General features: G+C 36.1%; 12 protein-coding genes. 5 read left to right on the top strand and 7 right to left on the bottom strand.

The window, feature by feature from the left end; translation table 11 throughout:
• Nucleotides 1-2: 2 nt before the first annotated feature.
• The 4 genes from H6W52_RS05020 to H6W52_RS05005 form a co-directional block, all read right to left on the bottom strand.
• A complete protein-coding gene (locus H6W52_RS05020; RefSeq protein WP_116095866.1) occupies nt 3-341 on the bottom strand; it encodes a DUF3817 domain-containing protein in 339 nt (112 codons plus the stop codon).
• A 79-nt stretch (nt 342-420) separates the two neighbouring features.
• Nucleotides 421-1,005 carry a nicotinate (nicotinamide) nucleotide adenylyltransferase gene (gene nadD, locus H6W52_RS05015; protein ID WP_087707954.1) on the bottom strand — a complete coding sequence of 195 codons (585 nt, stop codon included), beginning with the start codon at nt 1,003-1,005 and terminating at the stop codon, nt 421-423.
• A 9-nt stretch (nt 1,006-1,014) separates the two neighbouring features.
• Nucleotides 1,015-2,727 (bottom strand): single-stranded-DNA-specific exonuclease RecJ, encoded by a 1,713-nt coding sequence (recJ, locus tag H6W52_RS05010; RefSeq protein ID WP_076391922.1) that lies wholly within the window; start codon nt 2,725-2,727, stop codon nt 1,015-1,017.
• Between the two features lie 98 nt (nt 2,728-2,825).
• A complete protein-coding gene (locus H6W52_RS05005) occupies nt 2,826-4,448 on the bottom strand; it encodes an ABC-F family ATP-binding cassette domain-containing protein (protein ID WP_087707950.1) in 1,623 nt (540 codons plus the stop codon).
• A gap of 206 nt (nt 4,449-4,654) precedes the next feature.
• Here H6W52_RS05005 and smpB point away from each other — a divergent pair, with 206 nt between their 5' ends.
• From smpB to H6W52_RS04980, 5 genes are all read left to right on the top strand, one after another.
• Nucleotides 4,655-5,113, top strand: coding sequence for an SsrA-binding protein SmpB (gene smpB / locus H6W52_RS05000; RefSeq protein ID WP_116095868.1), 459 nt, complete (start codon nt 4,655-4,657; stop codon nt 5,111-5,113).
• Between the two features lie 77 nt (nt 5,114-5,190).
• Nucleotides 5,191-6,681 carry an OmpA family protein gene (locus tag H6W52_RS04995; RefSeq protein WP_116095870.1) on the top strand — a complete coding sequence of 497 codons (1,491 nt, stop codon included), beginning with the start codon at nt 5,191-5,193 and terminating at the stop codon, nt 6,679-6,681.
• A 94-nt stretch (nt 6,682-6,775) separates the two neighbouring features.
• On the top strand, nt 6,776-7,516 hold the full coding sequence (locus tag H6W52_RS04990; protein ID WP_116095872.1) for a YebC/PmpR family DNA-binding transcriptional regulator: 741 nt from the start codon (nt 6,776-6,778) through the stop codon (nt 7,514-7,516).
• 212 nt (nt 7,517-7,728) lie between these two features.
• The gene (locus H6W52_RS04985) at nt 7,729-8,556 is read left to right on the top strand and encodes a UDP-2,3-diacylglucosamine diphosphatase (protein WP_108411045.1); all 828 of its coding nucleotides are present in this window, start codon (nt 7,729-7,731) and stop codon (nt 8,554-8,556) included.
• Complete coding sequence (locus H6W52_RS04980; protein ID WP_116095874.1) at nt 8,553-9,524, top strand: glycosyltransferase family protein; 972 nt, start codon at nt 8,553-8,555, stop codon at nt 9,522-9,524. The genes H6W52_RS04985 and H6W52_RS04980 overlap by 4 nt, the downstream gene beginning before the upstream one ends.
• On the opposite strand, the gene H6W52_RS04975 is transcribed toward H6W52_RS04980, so the two are convergent.
• The 3 genes from H6W52_RS04975 to H6W52_RS04965 all read right to left on the bottom strand — a co-directional run bounded on the left by H6W52_RS04975 (nt 9,513) and on the right by H6W52_RS04965 (nt 12,895).
• Nucleotides 9,513-9,803, bottom strand: coding sequence for a GNAT family N-acetyltransferase (locus H6W52_RS04975; protein WP_076394996.1), 291 nt, complete (start codon nt 9,801-9,803; stop codon nt 9,513-9,515). The two genes, H6W52_RS04980 and H6W52_RS04975, sit on opposite strands and share 12 nt — an antisense overlap.
• Before the next feature lie 49 nt (nt 9,804-9,852).
• Nucleotides 9,853-10,215: a helix-turn-helix transcriptional regulator gene (locus tag H6W52_RS04970; protein WP_116096010.1), complete on the bottom strand. Its 363-nt coding sequence runs from the start codon at nt 10,213-10,215 to the stop codon at nt 9,853-9,855.
• A gap of 1,939 nt (nt 10,216-12,154) precedes the next feature.
• Entirely contained in the window at nt 12,155-12,895 is a 741-nt protein-coding gene (locus H6W52_RS04965) for an RDD family protein (protein ID WP_108410658.1), read from the bottom strand.
• Nucleotides 12,896-12,907 lie beyond the last annotated feature (12 nt).

Here is a 12,907-nt window from a genome sequence, read left to right as displayed (position 1 = left end):
ATTTATTCTCTGTCTAAACGGGCCAATTTTTTATCGATCCAGATCGTGGCAAACGGGAAGAAGGCGGCAATTAAAGCAAAAACGCTGTCTTCATCATCCCACACGTAAATTTTCCTTATCGCGGGTAAAAAGATCAGATAAAGAGAAAAAAAGAAACCGTGAATGCTTCCGATGGTACTGATGTAAACAATAGGAAGAATTTCATCGGGATTGGTGCGGATCCAGATCATTGCCGTGAAAAGAAAAAACCACGAAACGGCTTCTGCAAGACAGATATTTTTAAACCATCTGATGACTTTTTCCTGAGGATATTTTAAAAATAATTTTTCTAAGAAATTCATAAATTTTACATATCATTAATTCAGGACTAATAAGAAACCTCCAGCTTCCATCTTCCTGCATCGGCTTATCAATGCTAAATTACTTATAAAAACTGCTTCCATCCAAATAATCAAAAACTTCGGGAGGAAGCATCGGTCTTACATTTTTTCCGCTTTTAATCATGTTACGGATTTCTGTTGCGGAAAGCTCAATAACCGGCGCGTTGATTAGAGAAATATTTTCGTGCTGAAGATATTCGGAGTCTTTCTTTTCACCTTCAAAAACTCTCGGATAAACAATGATGTGATGATTCTTAATTAAAGTTTCAGCATTCTTCCATTTATGAAGGCTTTCCAGATTATCTTCTCCCATGATTAAACTAAAAGAATAGTCGGGATATTTCTCATGAAGATAAGTCAGCGTATCAATCGTGTAACTTGGCTGTGGAAGCGAAAACTCCACATTTGAAGCACGCATTCTCGGATAATTTTTTACCGCAAGCTGCACCATATCCAGTCGGTTATGATCTTTTAACAAAGATTTCTTTTCTTTGAAAGGATTTTGCGGACTTACTACAAACCAAAGTTCATCCATATCGGAATTTTCCAGGATGTAATTGGCTAAAATTAAATGACCAATATGAATCGGGTTAAACGAACCGAAAAATAAACCAATTTTTTTCATAAAAAACTTCTAATCCCTGAATTGAACATCTTTAATATTCAGATAATGCGTTACATTGCCTTTCCAGTGATTTTCTTCCAGTGTAAAGGCAAGATCAAAATATTTATTTCTGAAATCATCGGCAAACTGACCTAATTTGAAGCCTACACATTCTATATTTCTTCCGGTGGACTCCTGCTTAATGTAAAATTTAAGATGATTATTATCTTTCCCCATTGTTTTAATATACCCCGAAATTTTCTGATTCGTTAAGGTAAGAATCGGTTTCATATTGTGAGGTCCGAAAGGAGCCAGTTTTCTGTGGAAATTGATAAATTCTCTGTTAATTTCATCAATCTGAATTTCCGAGTCAATCGTAATGGATGGCTCTTTCTGATGTTCTTTGATTTTTTCAGAGACAACTCGTTCAAATTTTTCTTTAAAAGCGGCAAATTTTTCTTTCTCCATAGAAAGTCCTGCAGCGGCATGATGTCCTCCGAATTTTAAAAAATATTCCGAACACATATCCAGTGCTTCGTGAACATCAAAATCCGAAACGGATCTCGCCGAAGCCACCATTTCCCCGTTATTTCCATCGGTGAAAACAAGGGTAGGTTTGTAGTAGGTTTCAATTAATCTTGAAGCTACAATTCCTATTACTCCTTTATTCCATTCCGGATGATAAACGATGGTGGTATATTTTGTTTCCTGCTGAGATTCAATAACCTGATTCAAAGCAGAAAGAGTAGAGTTCATATCCAGTTCACGCCTTTCATCATTAAGATTCATGATGTCACTCACAATCTGATGGGCGTGTTTCAGGTTATCCGAAACCATAAGCTCAACGGCTGCTTTTCCGTGAGAAATTCTTCCGGCAGCGTTAATTTTAGGCGCAATTTCAAACACAATATTTGAAATTTCAAAATGAGAAAGTTTGTCTTCGGGAATTAATAATCTTAATCCTAAATTTCTCGTTTTTCGAAGAGTTTTCAGTCCCATTTTAGCCAAAACCCTGTTTTCGCCTGTCATCGAAACGATATCTGCAGCAATGGAAATCGCGAGAAGATCTGTTAATTCAAACAGTTCAGCTTCAGGAAGTTTATAAATGGTGTTGAGACCCTGACAAAGTTTAAAACCTACTCCGCATCCTGAAAGTTCTTTGAAAGGATAGCGGCAGTCACTTCTTTTCGGATCCAGAACGGCAACGGCGTCAGGAATTTCTTCTCCGGGTAAATGGTGATCGCAGATGATAAAATCGATATCCAGACTTTTGGCATAGCTGATCATATCCAGTGCTTTGATTCCGCAGTCTAAAGCGATAATCAGAGAAAAGCCGTTTTCTTTGGCAAAGTCGATTCCTTCGGTAGAAATTCCGTACCCTTCAGAATTTCTGTCGGGAATATAGTAATCTAAATATTTTTTCTGAACAATTTTGCTGAGGTACAGATACATCAGTGCAACGGCAGTTGTTCCGTCCACGTCATAATCTCCGTACACCAATATTTTTTCTCCATTCTCAATTGCAGTGGCAATCCGCTCTACAGCTTTTTGCATATCTGCCATTAAAAACGGACTGTGAATGTCGTTAAGGTTGGGTTTAAAAAATTCTCTTGCCTTTTGATAATTGTCAATTCCTCTGAGAACGAGGAGTTTAGATTCAAAAGTTCCAAAACCAAGAGACGAACTTAATCCATCCACAATTTCCTCATCGGGTTCGGGCTTGTAAATCCATTTTTGACTCATTTCACAAAAATAGGGAATTATAATTTAAAAGAAAAGTTTATTGTTGAAGGGGAAGTGTTAAAAAAAACCGTTCAGCAGTTGAACGGTTTTTAAATATTTTAAGAATACATTTTCTCTCTTAATTCTTTTACTTTCTTATCAGCAAGATATTCATCGTAAGTCATTTCTCTATCGATAATTCCAGTTGGGGTCAGCTCGATGATTCGGTTACAGACTGTGGAAAGCATTTCGTGGTCATGAGAAGCCAATAGAATATTTCCTTTGAAGTTAGACAGTGAGTTATTCAATGTCGTGATACTTTCAAGGTCTAAGTGGTTTGTAGGTTCATCCAGTAAAAGAACGTTGGCTTTCTGAAGCATCATTCTACTGAACATACATCTCATTTTTTCACCTCCTGAAAGTACTTTACAGGATTTTAAAGCTTCATCTCCGGAGAAAAGCATTCTTCCTAAAAATCCTCTTACGAATTCTTCATGACGCTCTTCATCATTTTTCGTAAATTGTCTTAGCCAATCAACCAAACTTAAATCTTCCTGAAAGAAATTGGTATTGTCTAAAGGCATATGAGACTGGTTTGTAGTAACTCCCCAAGCAACAGTTCCTTTGTCTGCTTCTACGTTTCCTGCTAAAATTTCGAAAAATTCTGTGATTGCCAATGAATTTTTAGACAAAACAGCAACTTTATCTCCTTTTTTAAGATTTAAATCGATGTTTGAGAACAATAATTCTCCGTCTTTTGTTTTTTCAAGACCTTTTACATCCAAAATCTGATCTCCCGCTTCTCTTTCCATTTCGAAAATAATGGCAGGGTATCTTCTTGAAGACGGTTTAATATCATCAATGTTTAATTTATCGATCATTTTCTTTCTTGCGGTTGCCTGTTTCGCTTTCGCAACGTTTGAGCTGAATCTTGCAATGAAGTCCTGAAGTTCTTTCTTCTTTTCCTCCGCTTTTTTGTTCGCCTGAGCTCTTTGTCTCGTTGCTAACTGAGAAGCCTGATACCAGAAAGAGTAGTTACCTGTGTAAAGGTTAAGTTTAGCATAATCCAAGTCACCGATGTGCGTACAAACCGTGTCTAAGAAGTGACGGTCGTGAGATACAACGATTACGGTGTTTTCATAATCTGCTAAGAAATCTTCCAGCCAAGAGATCGTATCGATATCAAGGTCGTTCGTAGGCTCATCCAGAATAAGTACATCCGGATTTCCGAAAAGCGCCTGAGCCAAAAGAACCTTTACTTTGTCTTTGTTCTCAAGTTCGCTCATCATTTGCCAATGCATATCATCTTTAATACCTACGTTGGAAAGCATGGTCTGTGCATCAGATTCTGCAGTCCATCCTCCCATTTCGTCGTAGATGACGCCTAATTCTCCGGCTTTAATTCCGTCTTCATCAGAGAAGTCTTCTTTCGCATAAAGCGCGTCCATCTCTTCTTTTATCTCGAATAATTTCTTGTTACCTCTCAAAACCGCTTCAAGCACAGTAAATTGATCATAAGCAAAGTGATCCTGCTCCAGAACAGACATTCTTTTTCCAGGTTCCAAAGATACGTGTCCTGTTGTCGGGTCCTGCTTTCCTGTTAATATTTTAAGGAATGTAGACTTTCCTGCACCATTTGCTCCGATAATTCCGTAGCAGTTTCCTTTCGTAAACATAATGTTTACCTCGTCAAAAAGAACTCTTTTCCCGAATTGTAAAGATAAGTTAGATACTGTTAACATATAGTTTTGTAAATTTGGCGCAAAAATACGAAAAGAATTTGGGTATTTCGCAATATTGTAATAGTCAGGTTTTTAAATGTGGGGTATTTTTTATATATTTCATTCATTAAATTAATAAAACGCAGAAAATAAATATCATAAAAAATATAAATTCTTCTGCAACCTTATTAAATTTTTACATCTTACAAATACAAAAGGATTTTAAAATGAAGATTGAAAAAACAGTCAATATATTAAACCGAAGAGCCAGATTTGAATATGAAATTCTGGAAGAATACGAAGCGGGAATGGTTTTAACAGGTACGGAAATAAAATCTTTGCGTTCTTCAAAAGCATCCATCGCAGAATCGTTCTGTCAGTTTATTGATGGGGAATTGTACATCATTAATATGATGATTGACGAGTACAAATTAGGAACTTTTTACAATCATAAAACAAAAAGGGAACGGAAATTGCTCTTGCACAAAAAAGAGTTACAGAAATTAGGAAAAAAGTTAAAGGATGCAGGGAACACCGTTATACCTCTTAAATTATATATCAATGACCGGGGAAAAGCAAAGGTTCTCATAGCGCTGGGTAGAGGGAAAAAACTCTTCGATAAAAGGGAGAGCATAAAAGATAGAGAAAATAAACGAAACCTCGACAGAATATTAAAGAAAAGTTAAAAATCATCTGAAAAACTTTGTATATAAAGAAAAATTATATTTATTTTGCATTATCAATTATTTAATCATTTAATTCTATGAAAAATCTAAAATTAGGAATTTCAGCATTGGCACTTACTGTTGCTTCTACTGTGTTCGCTCAGACTACCAACAATCCGTGGTTAATCGGGGTTGGTGCTCACGCGGAAAACCATTTGGCACAGAGAACCAATTTCAGTAATACGTTCTCTGCTAATAATTTGACGAAGACAATGTTCAATATGAACAACTTCTCTATTACTCCGCCATTATCAAAACTTACTGTAGCTAGGAACATCGGTAAAGGTTTGGTAATCGACTGGCAGACAACTGTAGGTAATGTTGAAAACAAAAGATTCAACATGGGTAAAGAGTTTATGTTGATGACAGGTTTAGGTTTCCAGGCGAAGGCTGCAGGTCTTCTTTGGGACGAAGAATCTTGGTTTGATCCATATTTAAGAGTTGGTGCTAACTATTTGAGACATGATTATACTTCTCTTACTTTCCCTAGAACGGATGCTAACGGAGAATATGTTACAAATGGTGACAACGGTAACGAAAACGGTAAAGCTAACTTCTTTACAGTTGCTACTGGTGCAGGTGTTAACTTTTGGTTAACTAAAAACTTCGGTTTAGGTGTTCAGGGAGATTACGTATCAACTCCGGGAGACAAATCTAACGTTGCTAATTTCTGGCAAGCTTCAGCTTCTTTGAACTTTAGATTTGGTAACAGAGATAGAGATAAAGATGGTATCTTGGATAAAGACGATTTATGTCCAGATACACCAGGTTTACCAGAATTCCAAGGATGTCCTGATACTGATGGTGATGGAGTTCCAGATAAAGACGATCAATGTCCAGATGTGGCTGGTCCGGTTGAAAACAACGGATGCCCTTGGCCAGATACTGATGGTGACGGTGTAATCGACAAAGATGATGCTTGTCCTACAGTTGCAGGTCCTGCTGAAAACAATGGTTGTCCTTGGCCAGATACAGACGGAGACGGAATCTTAGATAAAGATGATGCTTGTCCTACTGTTCCAGGTCTTCCAGAATACAACGGATGTCCTAAGCCTAAAAAGCAAACTGCTATTGAATTAGAAAAACAATTCGGAAGTGTATTCTTTGACTTCAATAAAGCTACTATCAAGGCTGAGTCTAAAGGTGCTCTTGATTCTGCTGCTGATCTAATCAAAAAAGACGGTGGTAACTATCTATTAGAAGGTAGAACTGATGCTAAGGGATCTGAAGCTTACAACTTAAAATTATCTAGAGAAAGAGCTGCTGCTGTAGTTGCTGCTTTAGATGCAAGAGGTGTAGATGCTAATGCTCTTAAATCAATCGGTGTAGGTAAAGCTAAAGCTACTGTACCTGCTACTGCTTCTGATGCTGAAAGACAAGTAGACAGAAAAGTAGTTGTAACTGCTATCGAAGATGCTGCTCAGTGGGAATCTCTTAAGAAAAGAGACTACGAAGATCCAACTCCGGTAAAAGTAGTTAAGAAAAAAGCTCCAGCTAAGAAAAAAGCTCCAGCTAAAAAAAGAAAATAATTAAATTTTTCTAAATATAAATACCTCCAGTTCTCTGGGGGTATTTTTTTTTCGTTCACTTTTGAGTAATTTTGTTGAAAATTAAAAATATAAAATGGGAAGAGCGTTTGAATATAGAAAAGCATCTAAAATGGCCAGATGGGACAAGATGGCTAAGACTTTTTCTAAAATAGGTAAAGATATTGCATTGGCAGTAAAAGCAGGAGGTGCAGATCCGGAATCTAATCCTGCACTAAGAAGATGCATACAGAATGCTAAAGGAGCAAACATGCCAAAAGATAACGTAGAAAGAGCGATTAAAAAGGCAAGTGGTGCAGATGCAGAAAACTATGAAGAAATTACTTACGAAGGTTACGGACAAGGTGGTGTTGCTTTTTTCGTAGAATGTACGACAAACAATACAACAAGAACTGTTGCCAATGTAAGAGCTATTTTCAATAAGTTTGATGGAAACCTTGGTAAAAATGGCGAGTTAGCTTTCATCTTCGACAGAAAAGGGATTTTCACGATCGATTTAACTCAGATTAAAATGGATTGGGACGATTTTGAAATGGAAATGATTGACGGCGGAGCAGAAGACGTAGAAAAAGACGAAGAAGAAGTAATGATTACAACAGCTTTCGAAGATTTCGGTTCTTTATCTCACAAATTAGACGAACTGGGAATTGAAGCAAAAAGCGCAGAACTTCAGAGAATTCCGAACAATACAAAAGAAGTAAACGAAGAGCAGTTCAAGGCAAATATGAAAATGCTTGAGCGTTTCGAGGACGATGATGACGTGCAAAACGTATATCATAATATGGAAATTACAGAAGAGTTGATGGAAACTCTCTAAAAAATAGTAGTTGTCCGGAATTTATCATCAATAAAAAACTTTGGGTTCTTTGCTGAGTGAAACGCCTTTGTGAGCTTAAAAGCGGTTAATATTTAAAAACTTTTGCGAACTTTGCGTTAAAATTAAGCATTATGATAAATTAAGGATAAGTGAAAAAAATAATATAACATTCATATACAGTTAACTTTCAAGTAGTTTCTTTGCATAAAACTATGAAAAGAAACGTCGAATTAGTTGTTATATCGGATGTTCATCTGGGAACTTACGGATGTAAGGCTAAAGAATTACTGCGATATCTTAATTCTATTCAGCCTAAAACTTTAGTTTTGAACGGAGATATTATCGATATCTGGCAATTCAAAAAGTCTTACTTCCCTAAACCCCATTTAAAGGTCATCAAAAAGATATTGTCCTTTGCCACAAAAAACACAGATGTTTTCTACATTACCGGAAATCATGACGAGATGTTCCGGAAGTTTACCGACTTCCAACTGGGTAAACTTAAAGTCTGTAATAAAATCTGTTTAGACATAGACAATAAAAAAACATGGATCTTTCACGGAGATGTGTTTGATGCTTCCGTTCAGCATTCGAAATGGATTGCAAAACTCGGAGGAAAAGGCTACGATTTATTAATTGTGATTAATAATGTTGTGAATTGGTTTTTGGAGAAAATGGGAAAAGAAAAATATTCATTTTCAAAAAAAATTAAAAACAATGTGAAGAAAGCGGTAAAATACATCGGGGATTTTGAGCTGACTGCTTCCGAACTTGCCATCGACAATCATTACGATTACGTAGTTTGCGGACACATTCATCAGCCGCAGATTCGGGAGGTGATTAATAAAAAAGGTTCCTGCACGTATCTTAATTCCGGCGACTGGATCGAAAATCTTTCCGCACTGGAGTATAATAATAACGAGTGGAAGATTTTTTATTATGACGAACATAAAGATTCTTTAAAAGATGATACCGCAGAGGAAATTCAGGAAATCGATAGTGATGAACTTTTAAAAATAGTAACCAACTTCAGCCAATGAGAATTTTATACGCCTTTCAGGGAACCGGAAACGGACACGTCGCACGTGCGCAGGAAATCGTTCCGATCCTGAAAAAATATGCTTCTGTCGATACACTTATCAGCGGACATCAGTCGCAGTTAAAGGCAGATTTTGATATTAATTTTAAACACAAAGGCGTTTCCCTTCTTTACGATAAAACAGGCGGTTTATCCTATCGGAAAACGTTTACAGACAATAGTTTTTTAGAAGCATTCAAAGCGATCCGCGAAATCGAGCTTTCTCAGTACGATTTAGTCATCAACGATTATGAACCTTTAACGGGATGGGCTTGTAAATTTAGAAAACATCCGATGATAGAACTCAGTCATCAGGCTTCCATGTTGTTTAAAGAAACGCCGAAACCGGATAAAAAAGATTTTTTCGGCGAAATGGTGCTGAAATATTATGTTCCGAGCGAAAGAAGAATTGGTTTCCACTTCGAAAATTATCATCCTCAGATAAAAAAACCGGTCATCAGAAGGAAAATCCGAAATCTGAATCCCGACAAAAAAGGTTTTTATCTGGTGTATCTTCCGAGTTTTTCGGATGAAAATATCATTAAAGTTTTAAAGCAGATTCCGGTAGAATGGAAAGTTTTTTCTAAATATTCCAAATTGCAGTTTAAGGAAAATAATGTTGAAATTTTTCCAATTGATGAAATTCAGTATTTAAAAGCCTTTGAAAACTGCGATGGTATTCTCTGCAATGCAGGTTTCGAAAGTCCCGCAGAAGCACTTTTTATGGATAAAAAACTGTTCGTAATCCCTATTCATAATCAATATGAACAGGAATGCAACGCCTGCGCTTTAGACAAGATGGGAATTCCGAATTCTAAAGTTTTGAAGCTTGAAGAAATACAGAATTGGGTAAATTCCGATCAGCATCTGAAAGTAGATTATCCCGATGATATTGAAGAAATCTTGGTGAACGAAGTGTTAACGCTGTAAAAAAATATCTTCCACGTCCTTCATTCTCATCATCACAGATCGCGCGTAAGAACAATGCGGGTAAACTTTCCAGTTGTTTTCGCGGGCAAACTTTATGGCTTCTTCCACCAGATATTTTCCCATTCCGCGACCTTCAAATTCTGGGTGAACCAAAACGAAGGAAATAATGAATTTGCTGTCTTCGGGGAAAATAGTGTACGTTAATCTTCCGATTTCTTTTACTTCATTATTTAGAGTAATTACTCCGCCATTTCCCGATTTATTATTTTCAAATCTCATAACTTAAACTTTTATGAAGTATAAAATACAAAAACTGCACCGCGAAAGGTTATTTGTATTTTGCGATTTCTGCTTTTAGTGCTTCAATTTCTGCTTCCAGTTTATCGATGTATTTTTTCTGAGATTCCCACAAAGAAAGCGGAATGTTGTAATTATTGGTATTTCCAATACCATTTCCGTTACCTGTAGAATTATCATTAAATATAAAAACTAAACTTTCTTCATTTTCAAAAATGTCTTCAATTGGAACGTCCAATACTTCAGCGATTTTCTGCCATTCCGATAAAGAAATTTTTGCCGTTCCTTTCTCTCTTCGGTTGTAGTTGGAAACATCCATAGAAAGGATGTCTGCCATTCTTTCCTGGCTGATGTTTCTTCTTTTGCGGGCTTCGATGAGTTTTGTTTTTTCCATTTCTGTAAAGTTTAGTGTAAAGATAATTTTTTTGCGAAAAATCGCAATAAAATCGCAAAAAGAAAAGTCTTTTTGTTGATTTCTAATTTTTACTTTTGACAAGTTAGCTAAAAAACACAAACGTTCAAAAAATACCTTTAAAAACTAAAATGCCGGAAAGATCAAATTTAAATTATTTCGCTTATCATTTCTTTTGGCTTCCTGTAACGGTGGGAGCGCTGTATATTTCTATTCAGTATTTCGTGGTGTACCATCTTCTGAATTTTGGGCATTATGATATTCTTTTTACCATAACATCCTGTTGCTTTTGTCGTTTATAAATTTAGGTTTTGCGCTGATTGGTAAAGAAAGAAGCCAGTTTGTAAAAGATTTTTCAGAATACGTTATCATTTTATACCTCTCGTGTATGTTGTCTTTTTTCACTCACTTTTGCAGGTTCAATTTTGGAACGGTAAGGCGTTGCGCTTTAGATATTGATATTTCAGAAGTGAAAAATATGCATGATGTGGCGATCCTTTTTACATCCGTTATCAACATTATTTTTCTTTGCATCATCCGTAGATATAAACTCAAAATTAGAGTATTGCATTTTGTCCTGTTGATTTTGGCGATGGTTGCTCAGTTCTTTTATACACGTAGTTTTAGAATGATATAGTTTGAATATTATGTCATTTCGACGAAGGAGAAATCTATCAAATATAATCCTAAAGATGCTTTTCAGCAATACAAACTTTGCTCCAGATTATCTAAACGCAAAGTTTTTGTTTTAAGAATGAATATATTTAGGCAGCAAAGTGAAGGCAGATTTCATCTGCTAAGAAGCGCGCTTCATCATCCGTCTGCGACGGAGTATCTTTGCTTCTCTTTAATGAGGTGAAAACTTTTTTCTTTGCGTTTAGATTGCAGTTTTTAAATCAAATCAATAAAAAGCATTTGACAAATTTTTCAGAATCATCTGCTAAATCCGCCAGATCTGCGGGAGCTTTCATAAACAGCTCTGTCATTTCGACGAAGGAGAAATCTATTAAATATAATTGTAGAGATGCTTTCAGCATGACAAACTTTGCTCAGGATTATCTAAACGCAAAGTTTTTGTTTTGATAATGAATACATTTAGGCAGCAAAGTGAAGGCAGATTTCATCTGCTAAGAAGCGCGCTTCATCATCCGTCTGCGACGGAGTATCTTTGCTTTTCTTTAATGAGGTGAAAACTTTTTCTTTGCGTTTAGATTGCAGTTTTAAATCAAATCAATAAAAAATGTTTGTATAAGCATTTGATGTTTTTTACAGAATCATCTGCAAAATCCGCCAAATCTGCGGGAGCTTTATACACAGGTCTGTCATTTCGACGCAGGAGAAATCTATTAAATATAATCCTAAAGATGCTTTCAGCATGACAAAATTTGCTCAAGATTATCTAAACGCAAAGTTTTTGTTTTGAGAATGAATATATTTAGGCAGCAAACTGAAGGCAGATTTCATCTTCTAAGAAGCGCGCTTTATCATCCGTCTGCGACGGAGTATCTTTGCTTCTCTTTAATGAGGTGAAAACTTTTCCTTTGCGTTTAGATTGCAGTTTTAAATCAAATCAATAAAAAAATGTTTGTATAAGCATTTGATATTTTTTTAAGAATCATCTGCAAAATCCGTAAAATCTGCGGGAGCTTTTATACATTGTTCTGTCATTTCGACGAAGGAGAAATCTATTAAATATAATCCTAAAGATGCTTTCTGCATGACAACCTTTGCTCCGGATTATATAAACGCAAAGTTTTTGTTTTGAGAAAGAATATATTAGGGAGCAAAGTGAGGGCAGATTTCATCTGCTAAGAAGCGTGCTTCATCATCCGTCTGCGACGGAGTATCATCTGCTAAATCTTTAAAATCTGCGGGAGTTTTTATAAGAAGAGTGGTTTTAAAATATTTTAAATTCGCCTTTCTAACTGTCTTTCCCAGTATAATAATTGTAATCCTTAATAACAACCCCGATGAACTGCCTTTCAGTCATTTTGGTAGGATCTACTTCCAGCTTCAGAATTCCTTTAATTTTATCGGAAAGTTTGCTGATGATTTGTCGGTCGTCCACTCGTAAAGCTTTCAGATAATTATCTTTAATGATTCTCATATCATTATCGCTTAAAGCAATGACCTGCGGAAAAGTTGGAACATAATCTTCTTTAATGTTTTCCAGAATCGTATGCGAAATATTGATGTTGTTTTTTAAGGAAATAACGGCGGTTCCCGATGCAATATCTCCCAAACGCTGGTTGTTTTTGGAAACAATGGCAGAGATAAGACCGATAATAGAAATATCAATGATCCTGAAAACCCAGCGAATCATATAATCTCCGAATCCCGCCTGATAACCGTCGATTTTAACCACACGGATTTTCATGACTTTCTTTCCCGGAGTCTGCCCTTCCATCAGGCTTTCCAGAACAAGCGGATAAATCGCAGTCGGGAAAAGAAGAATGCTGTAAATAGCAATAATCGACCACTGATCCAGCCCGTCCATCACATATCCCAGATTCAGAATATTGAAAAAAAGATACAGAATAGCGATGGTGTACGCAATTTGAATAAGAAGATCGATAATATAAGCAAGAAGTCTTTCTCCAACACCCGCAATGTTGAAATTAATATTTACATTTTGTGAAGTATTTATCGCGATTTGAGACATTATTTTTATTAT

This window comes from Chryseobacterium sp. C2(2020), from assembly GCF_014218915.1.
Lineage (GTDB): Bacteria > Bacteroidota > Bacteroidia > Flavobacteriales > Weeksellaceae > Chryseobacterium > Chryseobacterium mucoviscidosis.
The sequence above is the reverse complement of the archived record's forward strand: the minus strand, read 5'-3'. Positions and strand labels throughout refer to the sequence as shown.